This window comes from Nocardia sp. NPDC058244 (assembly GCF_042882065.1).
Taxonomy (GTDB): domain Bacteria; phylum Actinomycetota; class Actinomycetes; order Mycobacteriales; family Mycobacteriaceae; genus Nocardia.
Map to the genome: position 1 here is coordinate 631,516 of NZ_JBHVWX010000004.1, position 23,600 is coordinate 655,115.

25 protein-coding genes are annotated in these 23,600 nt (G+C 69.9%); 12 read left to right on the forward strand and 13 right to left on the reverse strand.

Annotation, left to right across the window (positions count from 1 at the left end; translation table 11 throughout):
- Positions 1–79 precede the first annotated feature (79 nt).
- Entirely contained in the window at positions 80–1,099 is a 1,020-nt protein-coding gene (locus ACFVW6_RS16155) for a hypothetical protein (RefSeq protein WP_378827119.1), read from the forward strand.
- A 116-nt stretch (positions 1,100–1,215) separates the two neighbouring features.
- Complete coding sequence (locus ACFVW6_RS16160; RefSeq protein WP_378827116.1) at positions 1,216–3,729, forward strand: DUF262 domain-containing protein; 2,514 nt, start codon at positions 1,216–1,218, stop codon at positions 3,727–3,729.
- Positions 3,730–3,744: 15 nt separating this feature from the next.
- On the opposite strand, the gene ACFVW6_RS16165 is transcribed toward ACFVW6_RS16160, so the two are convergent.
- Together ACFVW6_RS16165 and ACFVW6_RS16170 are read right to left on the reverse strand one after the other, a co-directional pair.
- Complete coding sequence (locus ACFVW6_RS16165) at positions 3,745–4,410, reverse strand: phosphoribosylanthranilate isomerase (RefSeq protein ID WP_378827114.1); 666 nt, start codon at positions 4,408–4,410, stop codon at positions 3,745–3,747.
- A 28-nt stretch (positions 4,411–4,438) separates the two neighbouring features.
- Positions 4,439–4,723, reverse strand: coding sequence for a hypothetical protein (locus ACFVW6_RS16170; protein WP_378827112.1), 285 nt, complete (start codon positions 4,721–4,723; stop codon positions 4,439–4,441).
- Between the two features lie 107 nt (positions 4,724–4,830).
- Here ACFVW6_RS16170 and ACFVW6_RS16175 point away from each other — a divergent pair, with 107 nt between their 5' ends.
- Positions 4,831–5,781, forward strand: a complete 951-nt coding sequence (locus ACFVW6_RS16175) for an endonuclease/exonuclease/phosphatase family protein (protein WP_387791942.1) — start codon at positions 4,831–4,833, stop codon at positions 5,779–5,781.
- A gap of 76 nt (positions 5,782–5,857) precedes the next feature.
- Positions 5,858–7,303, forward strand: a complete 1,446-nt coding sequence (locus tag ACFVW6_RS16180) for a metallopeptidase (RefSeq protein ID WP_378827108.1) — start codon at positions 5,858–5,860, stop codon at positions 7,301–7,303.
- On the opposite strand, the gene ACFVW6_RS16185 is transcribed toward ACFVW6_RS16180, so the two are convergent.
- From ACFVW6_RS16185 to ACFVW6_RS16195, 3 genes are read right to left on the reverse strand one after another with little or no spacing between them, the layout of a single operon-like run.
- Positions 7,304–7,768: a 6,7-dimethyl-8-ribityllumazine synthase gene (locus tag ACFVW6_RS16185; RefSeq protein ID WP_355279183.1), complete on the reverse strand. Its 465-nt coding sequence runs from the start codon at positions 7,766–7,768 to the stop codon at positions 7,304–7,306. It abuts the gene before it with no gap.
- Positions 7,769–7,792: 24 nt separating this feature from the next.
- Entirely contained in the window at positions 7,793–8,629 is an 837-nt protein-coding gene (locus ACFVW6_RS16190; protein WP_378827106.1) for an alpha/beta hydrolase, read from the reverse strand.
- On the reverse strand, positions 8,626–10,038 hold the full coding sequence (locus ACFVW6_RS16195) for a M20/M25/M40 family metallo-hydrolase (protein WP_378827103.1): 1,413 nt from the start codon (positions 10,036–10,038) through the stop codon (positions 8,626–8,628). Before ACFVW6_RS16195 ends, ACFVW6_RS16190 begins: the two co-directional genes overlap by 4 nt.
- Before the next feature lie 128 nt (positions 10,039–10,166).
- Here ACFVW6_RS16195 and ACFVW6_RS16200 point away from each other — a divergent pair, with 128 nt between their 5' ends.
- On the forward strand, positions 10,167–10,910 hold the full coding sequence (locus tag ACFVW6_RS16200; protein WP_355279190.1) for a DUF4191 domain-containing protein: 744 nt from the start codon (positions 10,167–10,169) through the stop codon (positions 10,908–10,910).
- A 56-nt stretch (positions 10,911–10,966) separates the two neighbouring features.
- On the opposite strand, the gene ACFVW6_RS16205 is transcribed toward ACFVW6_RS16200, so the two are convergent.
- Positions 10,967–11,350, reverse strand: coding sequence for a YrdB family protein (locus tag ACFVW6_RS16205; RefSeq protein WP_357347625.1), 384 nt, complete (start codon positions 11,348–11,350; stop codon positions 10,967–10,969).
- Between the two features lie 40 nt (positions 11,351–11,390).
- On the reverse strand, positions 11,391–11,846 hold the full coding sequence (locus tag ACFVW6_RS16210; protein ID WP_355279196.1) for an RDD family protein: 456 nt from the start codon (positions 11,844–11,846) through the stop codon (positions 11,391–11,393).
- 251 nt (positions 11,847–12,097) lie between these two features.
- Here ACFVW6_RS16210 and glnA point away from each other — a divergent pair, with 251 nt between their 5' ends.
- Positions 12,098–13,534 carry a type I glutamate--ammonia ligase gene (gene glnA, locus ACFVW6_RS16215; protein ID WP_019046063.1) on the forward strand — a complete coding sequence of 479 codons (1,437 nt, stop codon included), beginning with the start codon at positions 12,098–12,100 and terminating at the stop codon, positions 13,532–13,534.
- A 77-nt stretch (positions 13,535–13,611) separates the two neighbouring features.
- Here the strand turns inward: glnA and ACFVW6_RS16220 are convergent, their stop codons facing one another.
- Positions 13,612–14,202 (reverse strand): TetR family transcriptional regulator, encoded by a 591-nt coding sequence (locus ACFVW6_RS16220; protein ID WP_378827100.1) that lies wholly within the window; start codon positions 14,200–14,202, stop codon positions 13,612–13,614.
- A gap of 44 nt (positions 14,203–14,246) precedes the next feature.
- Here ACFVW6_RS16220 and ACFVW6_RS16225 point away from each other — a divergent pair, with 44 nt between their 5' ends.
- A complete protein-coding gene (locus ACFVW6_RS16225) occupies positions 14,247–15,152 on the forward strand; it encodes an SDR family NAD(P)-dependent oxidoreductase (RefSeq protein ID WP_378827097.1) in 906 nt (301 codons plus the stop codon).
- A gap of 48 nt (positions 15,153–15,200) precedes the next feature.
- Here ACFVW6_RS16225 and ACFVW6_RS16230 read toward each other — a convergent pair whose 3' ends face one another.
- Positions 15,201–15,671, reverse strand: a complete 471-nt coding sequence (locus ACFVW6_RS16230) for a hypothetical protein (protein WP_357347615.1) — start codon at positions 15,669–15,671, stop codon at positions 15,201–15,203.
- 109 nt (positions 15,672–15,780) lie between these two features.
- Positions 15,781–16,407 (reverse strand): TetR/AcrR family transcriptional regulator, encoded by a 627-nt coding sequence (locus ACFVW6_RS16235; protein ID WP_355279208.1) that lies wholly within the window; start codon positions 16,405–16,407, stop codon positions 15,781–15,783.
- A gap of 108 nt (positions 16,408–16,515) precedes the next feature.
- Between ACFVW6_RS16235 and ACFVW6_RS16240 the strand changes: the two genes are divergently transcribed.
- Entirely contained in the window at positions 16,516–17,316 is an 801-nt protein-coding gene (locus tag ACFVW6_RS16240; RefSeq protein ID WP_378827094.1) for a thioesterase family protein, read from the forward strand.
- A 59-nt stretch (positions 17,317–17,375) separates the two neighbouring features.
- Entirely contained in the window at positions 17,376–19,028 is a 1,653-nt protein-coding gene (locus ACFVW6_RS16245) for a CocE/NonD family hydrolase (RefSeq protein WP_378827092.1), read from the forward strand.
- An 8-nt stretch (positions 19,029–19,036) separates the two neighbouring features.
- On the opposite strand, the gene ACFVW6_RS16250 is transcribed toward ACFVW6_RS16245, so the two are convergent.
- Complete coding sequence (locus tag ACFVW6_RS16250) at positions 19,037–19,972, reverse strand: NAD(P)H-dependent flavin oxidoreductase (RefSeq protein ID WP_378828155.1); 936 nt, start codon at positions 19,970–19,972, stop codon at positions 19,037–19,039.
- 171 nt (positions 19,973–20,143) lie between these two features.
- Between ACFVW6_RS16250 and ACFVW6_RS16255 the strand changes: the two genes are divergently transcribed.
- Complete coding sequence (locus ACFVW6_RS16255; protein ID WP_355279213.1) at positions 20,144–20,440, forward strand: hypothetical protein; 297 nt, start codon at positions 20,144–20,146, stop codon at positions 20,438–20,440.
- On the opposite strand, the gene ACFVW6_RS16260 is transcribed toward ACFVW6_RS16255, so the two are convergent.
- Entirely contained in the window at positions 20,373–20,954 is a 582-nt protein-coding gene (locus tag ACFVW6_RS16260; RefSeq protein ID WP_378827089.1) for a TetR/AcrR family transcriptional regulator, read from the reverse strand. The genes ACFVW6_RS16255 and ACFVW6_RS16260 overlap by 68 nt on opposite strands.
- Positions 20,955–21,054: 100 nt before the next feature.
- Here ACFVW6_RS16260 and ACFVW6_RS16265 point away from each other — a divergent pair, with 100 nt between their 5' ends.
- Together ACFVW6_RS16265 and ACFVW6_RS16270 are read left to right on the forward strand one after the other, a co-directional pair.
- Positions 21,055–21,711 carry a class I SAM-dependent methyltransferase gene (locus ACFVW6_RS16265; RefSeq protein ID WP_378827087.1) on the forward strand — a complete coding sequence of 219 codons (657 nt, stop codon included), beginning with the start codon at positions 21,055–21,057 and terminating at the stop codon, positions 21,709–21,711.
- A 62-nt stretch (positions 21,712–21,773) separates the two neighbouring features.
- The gene (locus tag ACFVW6_RS16270; protein WP_378827085.1) at positions 21,774–22,415 is read left to right on the forward strand and encodes an HD domain-containing protein; all 642 of its coding nucleotides are present in this window, start codon (positions 21,774–21,776) and stop codon (positions 22,413–22,415) included.
- A 459-nt stretch (positions 22,416–22,874) separates the two neighbouring features.
- On the opposite strand, the gene ACFVW6_RS16275 is transcribed toward ACFVW6_RS16270, so the two are convergent.
- The gene (locus tag ACFVW6_RS16275; protein ID WP_378827082.1) at positions 22,875–23,600 is read right to left on the reverse strand and encodes a copper homeostasis protein CutC; all 726 of its coding nucleotides are present in this window, start codon (positions 23,598–23,600) and stop codon (positions 22,875–22,877) included.

The window sequence follows — 23,600 nt, forward strand, 5'->3', positions numbered from 1 at the left end:
CCCGGCGTGTCGGCATCGAAGATCATCCCCGGGTGCGCCGAGGTCACACCGGCGCGCGCGATGTGCCAATCTGGGCGACATGGGTGAGACCAACGATGCGGACTCCGGACACGTCGACCTGGCACTGCGGGTGCTCGACGCGCACGTGGCCTTCACCAAGGAGCAGCTGCGCACGCCCACCGGGTTCCTCGAGCTGGTCACCGAGGAGGTCGACGGCCTGCTCGCCGAATGCGCCGTGCTGACCCTGGCCGAGGCCGTCACCCGCGAGCAGATCAAGGGCGTCGCGCACAAATACGCGGTGCAGATCCCGGTCGAGGGCGCCATTCCCGAACTCGTCGGCGAGATCGCCGCCCGGCTCTACAACCACCGCGCCCAGGACGAGATCCCGGTCGGCGCGGTGGTCGACAACCGCCGCTTCGACGAACTGGTCTCGGCCGTGGCCGATATGGAGGTCGCGCACCGGCTGGTGCGGCTGGTGCTCAACAGCCCGGTCACCGTCGACGCCTGTGTCGAAGCGGTGCAGCGCGCGGTCGTCACCGCCGTCGACGAGGGCAAGCACGCCGACGGCGGCGGTCTGGCGCGGTCGCTGCGCGGCGCGCTGGCCCGGCTGGCCGAGCCCGCGCTGCCGGTGATCGAGAACGGCGTCGGCCGGATCACCCGCACCGGCGCGCGATTCGTCTTGCGCGGCAACCGCGACGACGCCGACGACGTGCTGCTCGACGCCGCCCGCGAGACCTGGCGCAAGCACACCGGCGATTCGATCGGCTCGTTCCGGGAACTGGTCTCGGCCAACGACGTGGAGGACGCGGTCGTGCTCACCTTCGAGTTCTGGCGCACCTTCCGCGACACCGACTACTTCCACGCGCTGCTCGACGAGGGCATCGATCACGTCTTCGACAAGTACGGCGACACCCCGCTGGCCGAATTGCTCACCGAGCTGGGCATCGGGCGCGCGGACATGATCGAGGAGGCGCTGCGGTTCGGCCCCTCGGTGCTCGCCGAACTGGACGAGCGCGGCTATCTCGACACCGTGGTCCGGCGCAGGCTGGCGCCGTTCTACGCCTCCGAGGCGTTCCGCGCGGCGGTGGCCGGAACATAGGACCCGCGAGCCCGCGGACCGCGAGTTCTGTTCGGCCGCTGGCGCGTCGGTGTTTGTCGGTACGATCCGTGCAACGATGGAGCGCTTGCGCTACCGGATCGCGATGAAAGGCTGCCGTGACACGTCTGTCCTCCCTGCTCGACCAGATCGACTCCGGAGCGGTGCTGCTGCCCGAATTCCAGCGCGGTTACGTCTGGAACCGGGATCAGGTGCGCGGACTGATGCGGTCGCTGTACCTCGGTTATCCGGTCGGCGGGCTCCTGGTGTGGGAGACCGGATCCGAGGACATCGCCGTGCGCGGCCAGGGCGGCGGCTCGGGGCTGCGCCAGCTGCTGCTCGACGGCCAGCAGCGCATCACCACCCTCTACGGCATCCTGCGCGGCACCGCGCCGTCGTTCTTCGAGGGCGACGCCGTCGCGTTCACCGGGCTCCACTTCGACGTCGACCGTGAGGTTTTCGAGTTCCAGGTGCCAGGTCGCGAGACCGCCCCGACCTGGATCGATGTCACCGAGCTGTTCGCTCTGGGGCCCGTGCACTACCTGCCCCGGTTCACCGAGGTGCCGCCGGAGACGCTGGCGGTCTACCTCGACCGGCTCAACAAGCTGCGCGAGATCACCCATCGCGAGTTCAACGTCGAGACCATCACCGGCTCGGACCGCACCGTCGACGAGGTCGTCGACATCTTCAACCGTGTCAACTCCGGTGGCACCAAACTGTCCAAGGGCGACCTGGCGCTGGCGACGCTGTGCGCGCAGTGGCCGCAGGCCCGCGGCAACCTGCGCGATCACCTGATCCGCTGGGACAAGGACGGCTACACCTTCACCCTGGACTGGTTGCTGCGCAATGTGATCGCCGTCGGCAACGGGCGCGCGCACTTCGACGCGCTGGGTGATCTCTCGCCCGCGGAGTTCGAGCAGGCGCTCAGCGACACCTCGACCCAGGTCGACACCTTCCTCGACACCGTGGCCGGCCGCCTCGGCCTCGATCACGACCGAGTCCTGATGGGGCGCTACGCGATTCCGGTGGTCACCCGGCTGCTGTTCCTCAACGGCGGCCGCTTCGACGACGACCTGCACCGCGACCGGGTGCTGTACTGGTACATCCACTCGGCGCTGTGGGGCCGGTTCAGCGGGTCCACCGAGACCTTCCTGCAGCAGGACTACGAGACGCTCGAACGCGGCGGCATCAACGGCCTCATCGGCTCGCTGGAGCGGCTGCGCGGCGGCTCCCTCGACCTGTGTGCCGACGACTTCGGCGGCGCGACCCGCGGCTCGCGGTTCTATCCGCTGCTCTACCTGCTGACCCGCGTCGACGGTTCGCGCGACCTGGGCACCGGCGACGAACTCGGCATCGAGCAGTTCGGCGAGCGCACCCCGGTGCAGGTGCACTACCTGTTCCCGAAGACCACGCTGCGCGACGCGGGCTACGAGCGCAACGAGATCAACGCCATCGCCAACTTCTGCTTCCTCAGCCCCGGCTCGGAAGCCGAACTGGGCGAACGCGAACCGGCCGACTACCTCGCCGAGGTGGAGCGACGGCACCCGGGTGTGCTCGCCTCGCAGTGGATTCCGACCGACCCGGCGCTGTGGCGGGTCGAGAACTACCGCGAATTCCTGCGCGCGCGCCGCAAACTGCTGTCCACGGCGGCCGACGCGTTCCTCGAGCAGCTGCGCACCGGCACGCTGCACCGGCCGACGCTGCTGTCCGTCGGCGTCGCCGGGGTGAGCCTCGGTGACCCGGCCGTCGACCTGGTCAACGCGCTGGTGGACGACCTCGTCGCCGACGGCTTCGGCTTCCCGCTGCTCGACAGCGAGGTCTCCGACCCGGTGACCGGCCGCGAACTCGCTGTCGCCGAGGCGTTCTGGCCCGAGGGCCTGCAACCCGGCGTCGGCATGCCGGTGGTGCTGGTGCTCGCGCCGGCCAGCGCCGACCTCACCCGGCTGGCTCAGCTCGGCTACGCCGTGTTCACCTCCGTCGACGCGCTGCGCGGCTATGTCGACAACCTGCGCGTCGAGGTGTCCGGCGACACCGGCCTCTACGGCCCCGCCGCCGACGTGGCGACGCTGGCCGATCGCCTGCCCGCGACCTGGGTCGGCAACTCCGAGCAGGTCTGGTTCCGCTTCGCCTGGAACCAGCTCGAGCGCGACCGCGCCGACGGCCCCGACGCGGCACTCGAACCCGAGCAGGTCGCGCTGCGCTACATCGCCCTGTGGGCGCTGACCCGCACCTTCTACATCCACGCGTTCGATCAGGGCAATCCGGGGGAGTGGCGGTACTACCTGGGCGACGCGATCGGCCCGAATCCACTGGTCCCGCGCGACTGGCTGGCCCGCCGCGCCGTCGCCTCCGGTGCCCTGGCCCCCGGCGCCACCCCCGGCGACGAGGACATCGCCATCGCCATGGTGCACGGTGTGCTCGAGGTGGTCGAGGACGTCGCCACCGCCCTGTCCCACCTGCTCGGCGGCCCCGGCCTGTTCGCCTCGCTGTGGGCGTCGGCGGGTGCCGCCGAACACTACGGCTACCCCCTGTCCACCGACCAGATCAACGACCTCATCAACCAGGTCGTCAACGACCCGGCGTCCCGGAAGATCCAGGCCTACAACTGGATCGAGGCGGGTCTGCCGCTCTGACCGACGCGGCGCGGTTCAGCCGTGCCGCGCGCCGTGCGCGGCGGCGACGAAGCGGTCGCACGCCTGCTGTGACTTGTCGCCCGAGGCGTTCTCGACACCGCTGTTGACGTCGACCCCGAACGGCTTCACCGCGCTGATCGCCGCGCCGACATTGGCCGCGGTGAGCCCACCGGCGAGCACGACCGGGCAGCCGAGCGCGGCCAGTTCCGTGACGATGCGCGCGCTGACCGTCCAGTCGTGGGTGCGGCCGGTGCCGCCCAGCCGATCGGGGGTGCGGGAATCCAGCAGCACCGCGTCACAATCGGCGGCGGCGGCCTTCGCGTCCAGGATCGCGTCCGCGCCGGCGACATGGACGGCGCGCAGGATCATCCGGCCCCGGGCGGCGGCCTTGACCTGGCGCAGTGTCTCCGCCGAGACGAGCCCGTGCACCTGGATGGTGTCCACGCCGAGCTGATCGGCCAGTTCGATGATCTCGTCCGCCGCCTCGAGATGGGTCACCAGCACCCGGTTGACGAACGGCGGGACCAGCGCGGCCAGTCCGCGTGCCGTCGCGGCGTCGAGCGCGTCCTCGCTGACATGGGTGATGCCGCTGATGAAGCCGACCGCGTCCGCGCCCGCCGCGAGGGCGATCCGCAGGTCGGCTTCCGAGCGGATTCCGCAGATCTTCGCGCGCACGGTCATGGGCGAAGACCAGCCGGACGGGCGCGCCTCAGCGGGACGCTCCGGTGGCGCGCTGGAAGGTCGCGACGAAATCGCGCAGGGCGGTGCGGTCCTCGGTGTCGGCGGGGCGGTAGCCACGGGCCGCTTCGACGGTGATCGGGGTGCCCGCGCGGATGGGGAGTTCGGTCCAGCAGACCGGCAGGACCGGGAGCTGGACGGTGCGATCGGCCACGGTGAGGGTCAGCGCCGAGGTGTAGCGGCCCGCGACGGTCATCAGCGCGTCGACGGCGTCCTCGGTGAGCGGGCCCGCGGCGGGGAATTCCTCGATGTACACCGGCTACCTCCTTCTGCGGCGCCAGTGTAGGCCGCCACCGGCACCTCAGAGAACCTTTAGCGCCGCCATAAGGGCGCGACAAGGACGCCAGCCTAGGCTCGGGCCTCATGATGCGGAAATGGTTGGACCGGGCGTTGCTGGTCCTGGGGTGGGGCGCGCTGATCGCGGCGGTGGCCGGGATCGTGTTGCATCTGGGCAGCTGGCGGCAGCAGTCCCTGGTGCTGCTGGCGTCGGGGGCGATGTGGCTGATGCTGGGCGCGGTGCTCGGGCTGATCCTCGTTCTCCTCGCGCGCGGCTGGCGCAGCGCGATCGCCGGGGGCGTGGTGCTGGCGGGCGCGGCCTGGCTGGTGGTGCCGGGCTACATTCCGGCGGCCGGCGCGGCCGACGGACCGCAGCTGCGGGTGCTGCAATCGAATCTGCTCTTCGGACAGGCCGATCCGGCCGCCGTGGTCGCGGCGGTGCGCGACAACGACGTCGACGTGCTCACCGCCGACGAACTGACCACCGACTCGATCACCCGGCTGCGCGCGGCTGGACTGGAGGAGCGGCTGCCCTACTTCTACCTGGAACCCGCGCAGTCCGGCGGTGGCGGCACCGGCATCTATAGCCGATACCCGTTGCGCGAGAACACCAAGTACGACGGCTTCATCATGAGCAATATCTCCGCGACGATGGATCATCCACAGCGCGGCCCGATCTCGGTGTTCGCCTTCCACCCGATCCCGCCCAATATCGACTTCGCCGCGTGGACCGCCGAGCTGCGCCGCGTGGACGAGATCCTCGCGACGGCACCGACGCCCGCGATCGTCGGCGCGGATTTCAATGCGACGCAGAACCATTCGGCCTACCGCGCGCTGCTGGACGGTCCGTTCGCGGCCGCCGCCGACCAGACCGGCGACGGCGTCCTGCTGACCTACCCCGCCGATCGTCGCTGGGGCCCGGTGATCGGCATCGACCACATCCTCGTCGCAGGTGGCGTTGCCGAAGAGGTCCGCACGCTGACCATTCCGGGGTCCGATCACCGCGCGCTGCTCGCCACGGTCCGGATGCGGGATTGACGGCGTCGATTACCATGTGAGCGCTCGACATCGGACCGCTCGGCGTCCGTGTCATTCCCCGGGGAGGAAACAGCGGATGATCAAACATCGGTTCGCCATGGCTGTGGCGGCACTGGTGAGCGTCGGCCTGCTCGCCACCGGTTGCTCGGCGACGACCGTCGCCAGTGACCAGGCGATGCCTGCGATGGACAACCCGTGGGAGGTGGCGGGCGCGACGTCGAACACCGGGCCAAGCGGCACCCGTCCGGGGGTGCCCGACACCGACAAGAAGGCGGAGAACGGCGACAACGGCAAGATCGACAAGCTCGCGCTCAACGCCATCGCCGATATCGAAGAGTATTGGCAGACCGAGTATTCCAAGACGTTCCGGGGCAACTTCAAGCCCGCCTCGAAGTACATCTCGTGGTCGGCGAAGGCGCCGGAATCGGAATCGGTGCAGTTCTGCAAGAGCAGCACCTACAAGCTGGTCAACGCCGCGTACTGCCCGCTCGACCACACCATCGGCTGGGACCGCTCGGTCCTGCTGCCGCTGCTGGTCGACAAGTACAAGGAGATGTCGGTGGTGATGGTGCTGGCCCACGAGTACGGCCACGCCATCCAGTCCCAGGCCGACCTGCTGCGCGGCTTCCTCACCGACGCGCTGGTGAAGGAGCAGCAGGCCGACTGCCTGGCCGGGGTCTTCCTGCGCCACGTCGCCGAGGGCAGGTCCAAGCACTTCACCCTCAACACCACCGACGGCCTCAACGGTGTGCTCGGCGCCACCGTCGCCGTGCGCGACCGCGACCCCAATGATCCCGACGCCGTGCACGGTTCGGCCTTCGAGCGGGTCACCGCGGTGCAGATGGGCTACACCGAGGGTGCCGGGTCCTGCAAGGGGATCAACAAGGACGAGATCGAGAAGCGCCGCGCGGGCCTGCCGGTCACCTTCGAGGACGGCGAGCGCGACTTGCAGCTGCCGGTGAACAAAGAGAACCTGAGTTTGCTGGCCACCCAGCTGGGCAAGTCGATGCCGGTGAAGAACGCGCCGAAGTTCGACTACGCGGGTGTCACCCGCAACTGCGCCTCGACCACCACCACCGAGCCGGTGTCGTACTGCCCGGGCAGCAACACCATCGGCACCGACCTGCCCGCCATGGCCAAGCGCGCGGGGGAGGGAACCACCGGCAAGGAGGAACCGCTCTCGGCGATGGTCACCGGCGATTACAACGCCGCGGTGGTCTTCGTGTCCCGCTACGCCCTGGCGGTGCAGCAGGACCGCAAGCTGTCACTGACCGGCGCCGAGTCGGCGGGCCTGCGCACCGCGTGCCTGTCCGGGGCGCTGACCACGAAACTCAGTGAGCCGGGCAGTGATCCGCGCCTGTCGGCCGGCGACCTCGACGAGGCGGTGTCGGGCCTGCTCGCCGACGGCCTCGCGGCCGCCGACGTCAACGGCAAGGTGGTGCCGAGCGGCTATCAGCGCCTCGAGGCGTTCCGCACCGGCGTCCTCGACGGCGAACAGGCCTGCCTGACCCAGTTCAAGTAGTCAGCGGGCCGCAGGCAGTGATCGCAGGGAGCTGAGGGTGTTCGCCACCGCGCGGGCGGCCTCGGCTCCCTTCGTCACGAAATGGTTGGTGTAGTAGTCGACGTGCTCGCTGTGCTCGTGGAAGTGGTGCGGGGTGAGCACCACCGAGAACACGGGGACGTCGTTGTCGAGCTGCACGCGCATCAGGCCGTCGATCACCGCGGTGGCGACGAAGTCGTGGCGGTAGATACCGCCGTCGACGACCAGCGCGGCGGCGACGATCGCCTCGTAGCGGCCGGTGCGGGCCAGGCGCTGCGCGTGCAGCGGGATCTCGAAGGCGCCGGGGACGTCGAACACCTCGACGGCGGCCGGGTCGAAGCCCAGGCCGGCGTATTCGGCGACGAAGCCCTCGTGGGCCTTGGTGACGATGGAGCTGTGCCAGCTGGCGCGGATGAAGGCGACGGCGCCGGTAGACGTGGTTCCCATGCGCGGAGTCTACTAGGTTCTAAGTTACTCGTCGGTAATATGCCGCGAGAGCCAGTCGACGACGTCCGCGATCACCTGGTCGCGCTCGGGTTCGTTGAACACCTCGTGGAACAGCCCCGGGTAGCGCAGCACCGTCACGTCGGACGATCCGGCGTCGCGTTCGAGCACGTCGGCGCTCGACGGCGCGGCGATGGTGTCGGCGGTGCCGTGCACCACCAGCAGCGGCGGGGTGAGCGCGTCGAGGCGCTGCTTCACCAGCGCGGTGTGCTGCAGGATCTCCACCGCGGTGCGGGCGGGCAGCTTGCCGCGGAACACCAGCGGATCGTCGTCGTAGGCGCGCACCACCGCGGGATCGCGGCTGATCGTCGACGAATCCAGCGTCAGCACACCGAGATTCGGCGCGATCCGGGTGAGCAGGGGAGCGGCCAGGCGCTGCACCGGATTGCCCAGCGGGATGTCCAGCGGCGGCGCCGACACCACGACCCCGGCCACGTCGACCGGGCCGCGGGTCGCCAGGTGCAGCACCACCAGGCTGCCCATCGAATGACCGAGCAGGAACCGGGGGACGCCGGGATGGGCCTTGCCCGCCAGGTCGAGCAGTGCGGCCACATTGTCGGCGGCGGCGTGCATCGAGCCGATATTGGCCGCCGCGCCCTCCGACAGACCGTGCCCGATGTGATCGAGCGCGTACACCGCGAAGCCCTGCGCGGCCAGCGCGTCGCCCACGTACTCGTAGCGTCCCGAATGCTCGGCGACACCGTGCACCAGCACCACCACCGCACGCGGGTCGGAGGTGGGTTGCCAAGCGCGCCAGGCGATCCGGCCGCCGTTGCCGGCGAATTCGCCCGTGTCCGTCGTCATCGCTGCGCTGCTCCTTCGTCGCCGGGCGCCACCGCGAGCCGCTCGATCAGGCGCCGATTGAACTCGATCAGTCGAGCGTAGTTGAGCCGGGAGATCCGCTCGTCGGTTCCGTGGATCCGTTCCAGGTCCGCCGCGGTCAATACGATCGGCGCGAAGTTGCAGCGGGTGGCGGCGAGCCCGTCGTAGTGCCGGGAATCGGTGGCGCCGGGCACCAGTCCGGTGGTGGTCACGATGCCGGGGACGATCTCGGCGGCGAGCTCGGCGATCAGCGCGTAGGCCGGGCCGGGCCCGGTGACGCGCGAGGGCTCCGACGCGGGCCCGACCAGCTCGATCGCCACCCCGATGTCGCGGATCACCCGGCGGCAGTGCGCGAGCACCGTCGACACCGAATCGCCGGGCAGGATACGGAAATTCACCAGCGCCTCGGCGCTCTGCGGCAGCACATTGGCCTTCACCCCACCATGGATCACCGTCGGCGCCGTCGTCGTGCGGACCAGCGCCTCGGTGGTGGGGCCCGCCGCCAGGATCCGGGTGACCAGCGGCCCCGTCAGCGTGGCCAGCCCGCGCTTATCGGCGAGTTCGAGCAGCTTGCGGCGCGGTTCCGGCAGCGCCACCCGCATCCGGGCGAGCATGTCGGTGATCACCGGCGTCAACCGCAGCGGCATCGGATGGTCCTGCACCCGGGCCACGGCGCGGGCCAGGCGACCGACCGCGGTCTGCTTGCCGGGCATGGACGAGTGCCCGCCGGTCTCGCTGACCGACAGCCGCACCGTCGCGTACCCCTTCTCGCCCAGCATGATGCTCGCGACCGGCCGCTCGACCCCGTCGGCGACGCCCTCGGTGATCACCCCGCCCTCGTCGAGCAACAGCTCGGCCCTGACCTTCTCGTTCCGCAGGTGCTCGGCCATCCGGACCGCGCCGCCGTCGCCGAAGACCTCTTCGTCGTGGCCGAAGGCGAGGTAGACGGTGTGCCGGGGACGCACACCGGCCGTCAGCGACTGCTCGACGGCCTCGAGCACGGCCAGCACCCGGCTCTTGTCGTCGATCGCGCCCCGGCCCCAGATGAACTCCGCGTCGACGACGCCGGCGAACGGGGGATGGGTCCAGCGCCGCGGATCGTCGACCGGGACGACGTCCTGGTGGGCCAGCAGGATCGCCGCGACCGGTCCCGGCTCGGCGCCGTCCCAGCGGTAGAGCCTGCTGCGGCCGAAGGTGGTCACGGTCAGCTCGGCGTGCACGCGCGGGAACGACGTCTCGAGGTGCTCGGCGAGCCGGGCGAACTCCGCGTCGGCGGTCTGGGTGGGGTCCTCGGTCGACACCGTCGCGCACCGCAGCGCCGCGGCCAGCCGCTCGGCGACCGCGTCGTCGACCCCGGTGGTGACGGGGGATCCGGTCGGTTTCTCGATCATCGGGCGCACCCTCGCCATTGTTGCCCGTGCCCGGCGGATTCGCCGTGAAAGACGTCCGAATCGCCGTGTTCGAGGTCGCTGCGTCATGCGGTCCGACGCCCCCGCGGGGGGCCATCTAAGCTGAGACCATGGCAGGAGGCAAGGGCGGCAAGCCGTCGAAGGAAGCCAAGGCCGCGGCTAAAGCGGCCCGTAAGCAGGCATCACGCGAACGGCGTCAGCAGTTGTGGCAGGCGTTCAACATGCAGCGCAAGGAAGACAAGGCGCTGCTGCCGCTGATGATCGGCGCACTCGTCGGCACCGCGGTGGTCTTCTTCCTCGTCGGTCTGATCTTCGACATGCAGTGGTTCCTGCTGCCGCTGGGTCTGCTGCTCGGTGTGCTGTTCGCGTTCATCATCTTCGGACGTCGCGTGCAGAAGAACGTCTACCGCAAGGCCGAGGGCCAGGCGGGCGCGGCGGCGTGGGTGCTGGAGAACCTGCAGGGCAAGTGGCGGGTCGCCAACGGCGTCGCGGCCACCACCCAGCTCGACGCGGTGCACCGCGTCATCGGGCTGCCGGGCGTGGTCTTCGTCGCCGAGGGCTCCCCGCAGCGGGTGAAGTCGCTCATCGCGCAGGAGAAGAAGCGCACCGCCCGCCTCATCGGTGACACCCCCATCTACGAAGTGATCGTCGGCAACGACGAGGGCCAGACCCCGCTCAAGGATCTGCAGAAGTTCCTCACCAAGCTGCCGCGCAATATCGACGTCAAGCGGATCGACCAGATCGAGGGCAGGCTGACCGCGCTGAGTTCGCGCAGCGGCCCGGCGATGCCGAAGGGCCCGATGCCCCCCGGCGCGAAGATGAAGGGCATGCAGCGCGCGATCCGTCGCCGCTGAGCCCGCCTACCACCACGAGCCCGGCACCTGATCTCAGGTGCCGGGCTCGTGTCATGTCAGGAGTTCGGCGCCCGTCCGGTGAGCAGCCACAGGATCCGGTCGTAGGCCAGCAGGTGGTAGCCGACCAGCACCGCCGTCGAGATCAGCGCGAGCCGGGGCAGTCCAGCGCCCCACAGCGCCGCGGCGCCACCGAAGAGCACGGCGACCTCGATCAGCAGCCGGACCGGGCCCGAGACGGGCACCGGCGCGCCGCCGCCGCGGCTCGGATCGTTCGCGAGCGCGAACGTCCCCCACAGCAGCGCGGCCGCGATCGGCAGCACGACGACGAGCAGGTATCGCCAGGGCGAGTCGAACGCCCGCCAGCCGAACACCCCGAACGAGGTGATGGCGACGAGCTCGAGCAGGAAACGCACGGCCAGCAGGGCCGGATTCAGTGACACGGCCACAGCGTAAAGGCCGCCCCCGGCCCGCCGCGACGGGTCAGCGCGCGTTGACCAGGGCCGTGCCCGTGGCGCGATCGTGCATGCCGCGCCCGTCGGCGTCGGTGAACAGCGCCGGGATGACGAACACCAGCAGCACCTGCCGCGCCAGCGCCCGCACGAACCCGACCGCCACCGGGGCGTCGATCCGCAGCACCCGCAGCTTCAGGAAGTACTGGCCGGGGGTGAACCCGAACAGCGTCACCGCGGCCACGCCGATCACGAACCACACCAGCAGCGGCATCGAGGAGGAGGCGAAGCTGCGGGTGATCACGGCGGCGATGCCGACCGCGATGAACCAGTCGACGAACAGCGCCACGACCCGGCGCCAGGTCGGGGCGAGCGAGCCCGCGCCCGCGCGTGGCAGCCCGTACAGCTCGCCGGGGTAGCCGGATGTTTCCGGGTCGCCCGGTTCCGCCGGATTGCCGGAAAGCCATGTGCCGGTGATACGCGCCATGGGTCCCAGGATAGTGGCCGGCTATCGCCCGCTCACGACCGCATTAGTGGAGGTCACGTCACCGCGCGGCGGAGCGGATGGCAGGATTACGATGCAGGTCGCGCCCGGATGGCAGACATCACCAGATATCCGGCACGCGTAACACTGGCGAAACACAGCCTTGACTGTAGGGAAACACCGCGTCCATAGCGTCAGCTGGCGACGAACCCATGCATCGCGACTGGCTGGGAACCGATCCGTAAGGAGAACAAGTGACGTTCAGCACGGCCGAAGAGGTCATCCAGTACATCAAGGAAGAGGACATCGAATACGTCGATATCCGCTTCTCCGACCTTCCCGGCGTCCAGCAGCACTTCTCGATCCCGGCCAAGGCGTTCACCGCCGACCTGGCCGAAGAGGGTCTGGCGTTCGACGGCTCCTCGGTGCGTGGCTTCCAGTCGATCGACGAGTCGGACATGCTCCTGCTCCCCGACTTCAGCACCGCGCGGATCGACCCCTTCCGTGCCGCGAAGACCCTGAACCTGAACTTCTTCGTGCACGACCCGTTCACCCGTGAGGCCTACTCCCGCGACCCGCGCAACATCGCGCGCAAGGCGGAGGAGTACCTGCGTTCGACCGGCATCGCCGACACCGCCTACTTCGGTGCCGAGGCCGAGTTCTACATCTTCGACGGCATCCGCTACGGCTCGGGCATGAACGGCTCGTTCTACGAGATCGAGTCGGTCTCGGGCTCGTGGAACACCGGCAACGAGTTCAACCCGGACGGCAGCCGCAACCTGGGCTACAAGGTCCGCAACAAGGGTGGCTACTTCCCCGTCGCCCCGTACGACCACTACGTCGACCTGCGCGACAAGATCTCGACCAACCTGCAGAACGCGGGCTTCGAGCTGGAGCGCGGCCACCACGAGGTCGGCACCGCCGGTCAGGCCGAGATCAACTACAAGTTCGGCACGCTGCTCTCCGCCGCGGACGACCTGCAGCTGTTCAAGTACATCGTGAAGAACACCGCGTGGCAGGAAGGCAAGTCTGTCACCTTCATGCCGAAGCCCCTCTTCGGTGACAACGGCTCGGGCATGCACGTGCACCAGTCGCTGTGGAAGGACGGCAAGCCGCTGTTCCACGACGAGGCCGGCTACGGTGGCCTCTCGGATCTGGCGCGTCACTACATCGGCGGCATCCTGCACCACGCCCCGTCGCTGCTGGCGTTCACCAACCCGACCGTCAACTCCTACCACCGTCTGGTGCCGGGCTACGAGGCCCCCATCAACCTGGTGTACTCGCAGCGCAACCGCTCGGCTGCCGTGCGTATCCCGGTGACGGGCAACAACCCGAAGGCCAAGCGCATCGAGTTCCGCGCGCCGGACTCCTCGGGCAACCCGTACCTGGCCTTCGCCGCCATGATGATGGCCGGCCTGGACGGCATCAAGAACAAGATCGAGCCGCTGGCTCCGGTCGACAAGGACCTCTACGAGCTGCCGCCCGAGGAGGCCAAGAACATCCCGCAGGCCCCCACCAGCCTGGCCACGGTCATCGACCGCCTCGAGGCGGACCACGACTACCTCACCGAGGGCAACGTCTTCACCGAGGACCTGATCGAGACCTGGATCCAGATCAAGCGCGACAGCGAAATCGCGCCGGTCAACCTGCGCCCGCACCCCTACGAGTTCGAGCTGTACTACGACGTGTAAGTCGTACCAGCCGATTCGTCGGTAGCAGTGCCTGAATCGCCCGTCCACGGATTCCGTGGGCGGGCGATTCGCGTTCGCTAGGTGCCGAGTGACGGCAGCGTCTCGGACAGGGCCGCGCGGGCGGCGGCGACGTGATCGGCGAGGTCGCCGCCCTGGCTGAGCCACACCCGATAGGCGGAGAAGAAACAGGCCATGCCGACCTTCGCCCACAGCGATGGGCGGACATCGGTGCCGACCGCGACGCCGAGCTGCCCGGCCAGGTGGTGTTCGACGAGGTGCTCGACAGCGGCCTGTTTGGCGAGATCGCGGGCCCGCAGGGCAGGCGAGCTCGCGATCAGCGCGTCACGGGTACGGGCCTTGACAAGATTTTCGCTGCCGAATCGGCCGACCAGGGGGGCGATGACCACGGCGAGCGTGGTCTCGGGGCGTTCGCCCGCGGGGCGTTCGGCGAGCAGCCGGGTCAGGTCGGCGCGCAGTTCCTCGTCCTCGGGGAAGACCAGCTCTTCCTTGCTGGTGAAGTAGCGATGCAGGGTCCTGGTACCGACTTCGGCGGCGGCCGCGATCTCGGCGACGGTGACGTCGTCGAATCCCCGTTCGGCGAAGAGCGTGAACGCCGTGTCGACGATGGATTGCCTGGTCCGTTCCCGTTTGAGATCCCGCAGCGACATCGGAACAGTGTCGCACGACAGTGTCATGTGGCAGACTGTGCCATATGACATCAGGTGACAGAACGATCGTGGTGACCGGTGGCACCAGCGGCCTCGGCTACGAATGCGCCCGCACGCTCGCGCTGGACCCGCGCAATCACGTCGTGATCACCGGCCGCGACGGCGCCCGCACGCGCGCATCGGCAGCGGCCGTCAACGCGCACGGGCTGCCGCTCGACTTATCCTCGCGCGCATCGGTTCTCGGGTTCGCGACCGACCTCGTGGCGGCCGACCTGCCGCCCCTGCGTGGCCTCGTCTGCAACGCCGGCCTGCAATTCACCAGCCGCGTGCTCACCGCCGACGGCATGGAAGCGACCTTCGCCATCAACCACCTCGGCCATGTCGGCCTCATTCGCGAACTGGTCGACCACTTGGTCGCCCCGGCGCGGATCGTCCTGGTGTCGTCGGGGACGCACGATCCCGATCAGTTCACCGGCATGCCACACCCGCTCCACGCGACCGCCCGCGAACTCGCCTATCCGCCCGAGTCCGCCGAATCGCCCCAGCGTGATGCCCGGCGTCGGTATTCGACATCGAAGCTGGCGAACCTGCAGACGGCCTACTACCTCGCCCGCGAACTCGCGCCGCGTGGCATCACCGTCAACGCCTACGATCCCGGCCTCATGCCCGGCACCGGATTGGCCAGGAACGCAGGTACTTTCCAGCGCGCGGCGTGGCGAACCATCGCTCGAACGCTGCTCGTGCTCCCCGGTGTGCGAACCCCGCGCAGGTCCGGCGCCGATCTCGCGTGGTTGGTCGCGGCACCCGAGCGCGCGGGCGACACCGGCGAATATCTGGTGGGTCGCAGGCCGGTTCGGTCGTCGAAGGTGTCCTACGACGAGAAGCTACAGGCGGCCCTGTATCGCGACAGCATCGAGCTGCTCGACGAATTGGATGCCAGGACGGCCTGACTCGCGCACGCTCAGCGCGCTGAGCCGTTCGGCACCGCCTGTCGGGACCTAAGGTGCGGCGAGCTTCGAGTGGATGGCGGCGACGAAGGCGGTCGCGTCGGGGTGGGGGCCGGGCCCCAGGTTGAAGTGGCTGTGGTCGGCCCAGGAGCCGAGCATGGTCGCGTCGGAACGGTCCGGAGGTTGGAGGGCGGCGCGTTCGAGGGTGAAGATCCGCACGTTCTCGGACTCGTCGGGGAGAACGACGGCGACGAAATGCGCTTCCGCGGGGGCGGCCGGTGTCGGGAGCTGGACCAGCAGGAGCCGGAATCCGTCGCCATCGAGGCGGCGGCCGCTGATGTCGTCGCAGGGCAGGCGATCGTCGGGGGCGAGCTGCTCACCGACGGTGTCCCACAGGTACTTCAGCTGTTCGGTGTAGCCGAACGGCGGTTCGTCGGTGACCATGCGCGCGCCGAGCCGCTGCGCTAGATCGGGCAGGACCCGATGGGCGAATTGATAGTGATGGGTTCTCGGCTCAGCCACAGTGGGTCCCTCCCGTGCCGAGCGAGAATTCCCCGCTCGTGCCCGAGAAACTACCCCTTCGCTCCGACACCTGACCCGCGGGTCCGTGCAGTGCCCGATCTGCGAGGTTTCAGGCCCGGACGAACAGGCGCAGCGACTCCTCGACCACGGCATCGCGGGTCCGCCCGTCCGGGTCGGCCTCGGGGCGGAGCCAGATCGACGCGTGGTTGAGGATGCCGTGCAGGCAGTGCAGCGCGACCGACGGGTCGGGGCAATCGAATTCGCCGGACGCGATGCCCGCGTCGACGACCTCGCGGAAGATCCGGTCGTGCCGCCTGCGCATGGTCTTGATCGACTCGGTGTGCTCGGCGGGCCACGGCGCCGGGAACGAGAAGAGTTTCCCCACTTCGGGATACAGCGCCGTGAGGACCCGCAGCTGCTCGGCGACGAGCGCGCGCAGTCGATCGGCGGCGGGTCGATCCGCCGCCGCGTCGAGCGCGGCGCCCAGGTGGGTCAGGACATCGGAGGTCAGCTTCTCCAGTGCGGCCGAGACCAGCGCGTCCTTGCTCGGGAAGTAGTGGTAGAGGGTCGCTTTCGCGATATCGGAGCGCTCGGCGACGTCCTCGAACCGCATCCCCTGGTAGCCGCTGCTCGACAGGATCTGCAACGCGGCATCGATCATCTCCGCCTTGCGGCGATCGCGGCGTCTGGCCGCGCGCCCGGCGGGCGCGACGCTCTCGTCCGCCATCGAAGTCATCGGCCGATCATATCGGGCGCCGTCGGCGGGCCCGTGGCGCTGTGAAGTCGACCACAAGGATGGTGAATCGACTGGAAAGATGAAAATTCGACCCGTAGGTTGAGTTTTGTGACGGAGACGATCGCCCCCAGCTACTTCCAGCGCGTCGGCACGCACCGCTTCGTGCCCACCGCCAACGCGGGCGGCGCCTGGGCCCGCGACGAACAGCACTTCAGCCCCCTCGGCGGGCTGATCGTGCACGAGATCCTGCGCACGCGAGCGCGCGAGCAACGCCCCGCGCTGGCGCTGAGCCGGATCAGCTTCGACATCCTCGGCCGCATCGGCTTCGAGGAGTTCGACATCGAGGTCCGCACGGTCCGGCCCGGCCGCACGATCGAACTGGTCGAGGCCACGGTCGTCATCGCCGGTCGCGACGTCGTGAGCGCCCGCGCCTGGCTGCTGAGCGATCAGGACACCGACAGCGTCGCGGGCGGCGAACCCGATCGGCTGCCCGCCCCGGACACCCTGTCCTCGTGGGCGCTGAGCTCGGTCTGGCCCGGCGGTTACATCGCCACCATCGACACCCGCCCCGTCGGGCTCCCACAGCCGGGGCGCACCGCCGCGTGGATCCATTCGCCCGTGGACCTGGTGTCCGGCGAACCGAGCGAGCCCTTGGCGTCGTTCATCGCGCTGGTCGACACCGCCAACGGCATCGCGGTCCGCCAGGAGCCGACCAAGTGGATGTTCCCCAATGTCGACCTGACGATCCACCTGTATCGGCAGCCCGAGGGCGAGTGGACCGGCCTCGACACCAGCGTCACCTTCGGCCACACCGGTCAGGGCCTGACCAGCACCGTGCTGCACGACGTCCGCGGACCGGTCGGCGTGGCCCAGCAGATCCTCACCGTCCGCCCGCAACCCCAGCCCTAGGCCGCGGCCCCCGGATCTCGGGGCTGGACTCGCACGACGCGACCGGCCATAGTCCATCCGTGCGATGGGGTGTGATGGTGGCAAGGGTCGCCGCCGGTGTGGCGTTGGTGCTGGGGACTGCGGCGCCGGTGTCAGCCGAGCCGGTGAATGTGGCGTTCCAGTGGACGCAGGAGTACCTGACCGCCCCCGACGGCACCCGCCTGCACGCCGATATCCTGCGGCCGCAGGGCCTGGCCGACGACGTGCGCACCCCGGTGCTGCTGACGGTCAGCCCGTACCGCGCGCACCTCGCCTACCTCACCCAACCGCGCCCCGAGGGCGGCCCGTCGACCGACAATCTGCCGGTTGAATGGGCGCTGAAGGCCGGCTACACCTACGTGATCGTGGATCTGCGCGGCTACGGCGGCTCCAACGGCTGCCCGGATTTCGGTGGCCCGGGGGAGCAGTCCGACGTGGCCGCCGCCGTCGAATGGGCGGCGCGCAAGCCATGGTCGACCGGTCGCGTCGGGGTCGTCGGCACCTCCTACGAGGGCTGGACCGGCATGCTCGCGCTGGCCGCGAAACCGCAGGGCCTGGCCGCCGTCGCGGCGTTCGAACCGGTCGTCGATCCGTACACCTACCTGTACATGCAGGGCATCTCGTGGAAGTTCGGCGGAAAACCGCTGACCGAGGACGGACTTCGCCCCGCCGACCTCGCCGGCCCCGAACACCTCGCCATCGCCCACACTCCCGGCCGCTGGGACGACTCACCCGAATACCAGGCCAACGCCGTCGCGCTGACCAAGGAATGCACGGACAACTACCTCGCCCTCACCACCGACCACAACGCCGCCAACCCGGGCTGGCGCGACCGCGACCTCGTCGACGACCTGCGCGGCAACACCACCCCGCTGTTCCTCGGCCAGAGCTTCCTCGACTCCAACACCCGCGCCGACCGCGTCCTGGACGCCTGGCAGGCGATGGGCCCCGGCGAGCATCGGGCCTGGTTCGGCCAGTGGGGACACTCCGACTGCCGCAGCCGCTGCGGTACCCCGCATTTCACCGACGAACTGGCCGCGTTCCTGGATCGGCACGTCGCCGGGGCCGCCGTCGAGGTACCCGGCCCGCCGGTCACCGTCGGCCAGTTCGACGGCGGCTGGCGCGGCGAGACCGTCTGGCCGCCGGTCGATTCCGAGCGCGTGACCGTCGACCTGCGCACCGGCACCTTCACCGATCGCGGCCTGCTCCCCGGCCCCGACCGCGAGATCTGGTCGATCTCGGCACCCGTCACCGACGCACTGCACGTGGCGGGCCGGGCGACAGCGACCGTGAACCTGTCCGGACCGCCGGAAGCGACCGTCGCCCTGGAGCTCTACGACATCGCCCCCGACGGCCGCGCCACCGTGCTCACCCGCGGCATCGCCCCGGTCCGCCAGGAAGCCGCGATCCGCCTGCTCTGGCAGGACGCCCGCCTGGCCGCCGGCCATCGCCTCGGCATCCGGATCACCGACGTGGTCGACGACGTCTGGTCACACACCCCGGCCAACGCGGCGGTCACGGTGACCTCGGCCCGCCTGGAACTCCCGCTGCTCACCACCGCCCGCGCAACGAATCTGCCCGGCGGCGTACCGATCTGGCACGCCCGCTGGCGCACCGAGGAAACGATCCAGCTCGATCAGAGCCTGCTGACCGACCCCGCCCGCGCCGTCGACCTGCGCAATCCTGTCCGCTGAGCCGCGCCTCAGCGCCGCAATAACGTCGCCGCGTCCCGGCACAGCCGGTCGACGATCGCCGCCGCGGGCTCGATGTGGGTGATCAGCCCGACGCCCTGTCCTGCGTCGACGGGCGCGATGGTCGCGTCGTCGGCGGCGATGGCCGTGCGCAGCAGGTCGGCGTCGGGCCGCGCTTCGTCGGGTTCCGGCCGCGACCACGGATCGGTGAAGTCGTTGCGCAGCACGCGCGCCGGATAGATCGGCGGCCACGGCAGGTCGAGGGTTTCGTCGAACGCCGTCGTCACCACCGTGTGTGTCGAATCGGCCGCGAGCATCGCCCGGCGCGCGTTCTCGGGCAGCAGGGATTCCTCCGCCGCGGCCAGCGATGTCCCCAGCCAGGCTCCGGCCGCGCCCGCCGCCAGCACCGCGGCCAGCGTTCGCCCGGAACCGATCCCGCCCGCCGCCAGTACCGGCACGGTCGCGGTATCCAGGACCGCGTCGAGCAGTGGCAGCAGCGCGAGCCGGTCGGCCCCGTGACCGCCGCCTTCGCACCCGCGCGCGACCAGCACATCGATCCCGGCCTCCTGCGCGCGATGCGCCCCCGGCACGTCGTAGACCTGGGTGATCGCGAGAATTCCCGCGTCCTGCACCACCGGCACCCACGAGAAATCGGAACCGAAGCTGATCGACAGCGCCCGCGGCCCGGCGGCGATCGCGGCGTCGAGGAGTCCGCTCTCGCGCTGTCGCACCCAGTCGACCAGCCCGATCCCGAACACCGCGTCCCCGGCGAGCGCGAGCTCGCGCTCCAGCGCGGCCACGGATCCGGCGCTGCCCATCCCGATCATGCCGAGCCCGCCCGCCGTGGTCACCGCCGCCGCGAGCCGACCGCCCGCCGCCCCGCCCATCGGCGCGTTCACCACCGGCACGCGCAGGCCGAGCGAACGCGACCACGGTGTCGCCAGGATGTCGAGCTCCGGTGCGGTGGTCATGGGCGCAACACCTCTCGTCGTGGCTGGGCCCACCCATCATGCCAAGCCCACCCACGGTCTCGGGCGATCTGCTCGCGAACGGCGGGGCAGCACACCTCCCGGCGCGTATGTTCGACAGCAGTGCCGCGACGACCGACGGGGATTCGGATGACGATCAGGGAACGGCTCGAGCAGGCGGTCACCACGCCGCCGACCATCTTCGGCGACCCGGTGCCCGCCGCCGACGGCGCGACCGTGATCACCGTCGCCCGCGGTGGCGGATTCGGCAGGCCCGCGCGTCCGGTCGGTGTGTTCGTCATCCACGACGGCCGCGCGCACTGGACACCCGCCGTCGACACCAACCGGATCGCTCAGCTCGGCGAATGGGTCGGCCTGCTCACGGGCGTGATCGCGGCGCTGGCGCTGCTGCGCCGGCCACCGTGGCCCGACCTGCGTCGCCGCTGAGCCCGTACAGCGCGAGCGTTTCGAAGCGCTGCCACGCGGTCGCGGGCGGCACCGGGTCGCCCGGGTCGATCACGCCACCCAGGAACCCGAGCAGTCCCCAGGACAGGAAGGCGACGGTGTCGCCGGGCAGCTCCGCGGCGAGTTCGCCGATCAGCTCGGCCACGCACTGCCGATAGGCGTGCAGCACCGTCGTGGTCGCCTTCGGCCCGATCAGCGGCTTGTAGACCTCCGGATATTGCGCGGCGAGCGCGAACATCACCCGCAGCGGCGCGAGCGGGGAGCCGGGCACGGTGGTGCGGGTGATCTCGCGGCGCAGGTACTCGGTGCAGCTGACCAGCAGCAGGTCGTCCTTGTCGCGATAGTGCGCGTAGAAGGTGGAGCGCCCGACATCGGCGCGTTCGATGACGTCGCTGACCGTCACCCGGTCGTAGCCGCGCTCGATCATCAGCTCGATCAGCGCGCGGTGCAGGTTGTCCCTGGTCCGGCGGACCCGTCGATCGGTGTGCTCGGCCATCGTTCCTCCACGGGACGGTTTCCCCGGATGTGTCCGGAAACGGACAGATCCGGCGGTTCTGGTCCTGGTCGCCGCCGTGGCCGCGCCCGACCATGGACCCATGTCAAGAAACCAGCTTCTCACCCCCATGTTCGTCGAGGACAGCGACACCGGCATCGTCATCGCGGGCCTGCGCCGCTACAACCTGTTCACCACGGTGTTCTTCCTCGGCAGGCAGCGTCGGCTGCTCGCCGAGTTCGTCGCGGCCGCCGGGATCGCACCGGGACAGCGCACGCTCGATATCGGCTGCGGGCCGGGCAAACTCGTGCGCGCCTCGGGCGAGGCGACCGGGTCTTCCGGCGCGGCGGTCGGGGTCGACCCGTCCGCGATCGCCGTCGACGACAATCGCCGGCGCGATCGCGCGGCGCACCACCGCTACGAGCAGGCACCCGCCCAGGAACTCCCTTTCGGCGACGGCGAATTCGACGTCGTCACGTGCACTTTCGTCATGCACCACATTCCCGAGCAGCACCGCACGGCCGCGATCGCCGAGATGTGGCGGGTCCTGCGCCCCGGCGGCCGGTTGCTGCTGGCCGACGCGTCGCTCACGCCGCGAGCGCGCCGTGTGTTGTCCCCGTTCTTCGGCGGCGGCAACCCTTTCGCCGACGCCGATATCCGCCACTACAACGATCAGCTGCGCGCGACCGGTTTCACCGAGCTCGACTTCACCCAGAGCAAGTACCAGACCGGCATCCTCACCGCCCGGAAGCCGCGCTGATTGTCGGTGGCCTCGGCTAGGGTCGATCTCGTCACGATCCGAATCGAGCACGGGGGTGCGGTATGGAGTTCGATCAGCGGGAATCCGAGGCGCGGGCGTTCGCCCTCGAGTCCCACGGCGACCAACGCTACGGTGACCATCCCTATGTGAAGCACCTGGCGGCGGTCCGGGCCGTGCTCGACGACTTCGGCTACGACGGCGCGGTCGGCACCGCCGCCTGGCTGCACGACGTCATCGAGGACACCCCGGTCACCGCTGAGGATGTCGAATCCCGTTTCGGCCGTGAGGTTCTCGACCTGGTCTGGGCCGTCACCGGTGTCGGCCCGAACCGCAAGGCCCGCAACCTCGACGCCTACACCAAGATCGCCGCCCACCCACCCGCCGTCATCCTCAAGCTCGCCGACCGCACCGCCAACGCCGAGGCCAGCCCACCCGACAGCAGCTGGATGGGCATGTACCGCACCGAACACCCCACCTTCAAAGCCCACCTGGGCGCCCTGCTCGCGGGCGACCCGACAGTGGCCCGCATGTGGGAACGCCTCGAACGCCGGCTCGACCTGTCGGTCGCCGCTCCCACCGATCAGTGGGCGGAGATCGATCGTCTGGTCGCGGCGGGGGAGCACGCCCAAGCCCTCGCAGCGGTCCAGGCGGCATTCGACTGCAACCCCGGCGAAGCGGAACTCATTCTCGCCGAACGTTCTTGAACGTCGGCCACGGGCTGTTACGGCGAGGTCCTGCTGCGCAGCCCGTGGCCTTAGAGCACTGGGGCAAGCCCGCCAACGCATTCGCCGACGGCTGGTTGACCACGATGCGCTGGTGGACGGCGCCGGAGCCTTGGTGCGAACCGGGAACGAAGCCCGGCTACAGCGCGCGTTCCAGCGCAGTGGCCGTACCCGCCCCGGACCGTCGAGAAGCCGGTCAATGGATGTCTCTCTCTCGCGGAGATGAGGGTTGCGAGCGCGTTGTCCAGCGCTCGTGATCAAGCCCGTTACCACCGGGTCCGCTGTAGTCGCGGCGTCGCTGGCGGCTGATCAACGGTCGCCTCCACCGTTGATCGGCTGTCGACTCCCGAGCGCCGCTCACTGTCATCGGATCGGCGAGCGAGATCCGTGCCGTGGCCGCCACCCGTCGTCGCCTTCATCGTGGACGACCCCGGGTGCTGATCAGCTGGCCGCCGCGGTGCGTAGTTGTGCCGCGACCGCTGCGGCGAGTTCGTCATTCAGTTGCTCATGGTGGGCGGTGCCGCCGCCTGGCCCGCCGTCGTCGGCGACCACGCGGCGAGCGGAGAGGTGGATCGCGTCGACGCCGAGGTGGTGCAGCGCGGGGATGTCGGCAGGGGTGACGCCGCCACCGGCCATGATCTGGAGCTGGCCCGCTGCCTGTTCGACCATGGCGGCCAGCTCGTCGAGGCCGGCGGAGCAGCGAGCCGCGCCGCCGGAAGTGAGGACTCTGGTCATGCCCTGGTCGATCAAGGTCTCGATCGCCGCCGCTCGGTCAGCGATCTGATCGATGGCCCGATGAAAGGTGAGTTCGATGTCGTCGACCGGAACCCCGTCGAGTACCCGCTCCAGCGCGTCGACGTCGACCCGATGGTCCGGGGTGAGTGCGCCGACGACGAGTCCGGCCGCCCCGGCCGATGCCGCCGCCTTCGCATCGGCGTTCATCACCGCGATCTCGTCGTCCTCGGCGTACACGAAACCGCCCGCGCGACAGCGGATCAGGGCGTGCACCGGCATCCCGGTCGACACCACCGCCTCGATCATCCCGATACTCGGAGTCAGCCCACCTGTACTGCCCAGCGCCGCGCACAGTTCCACCCGATCCGCGCCGACTCGGTGGGCGCCGATCGCGCCCGCCACGTCCTGTACCGCGAACTCGAGCGCGGTCAT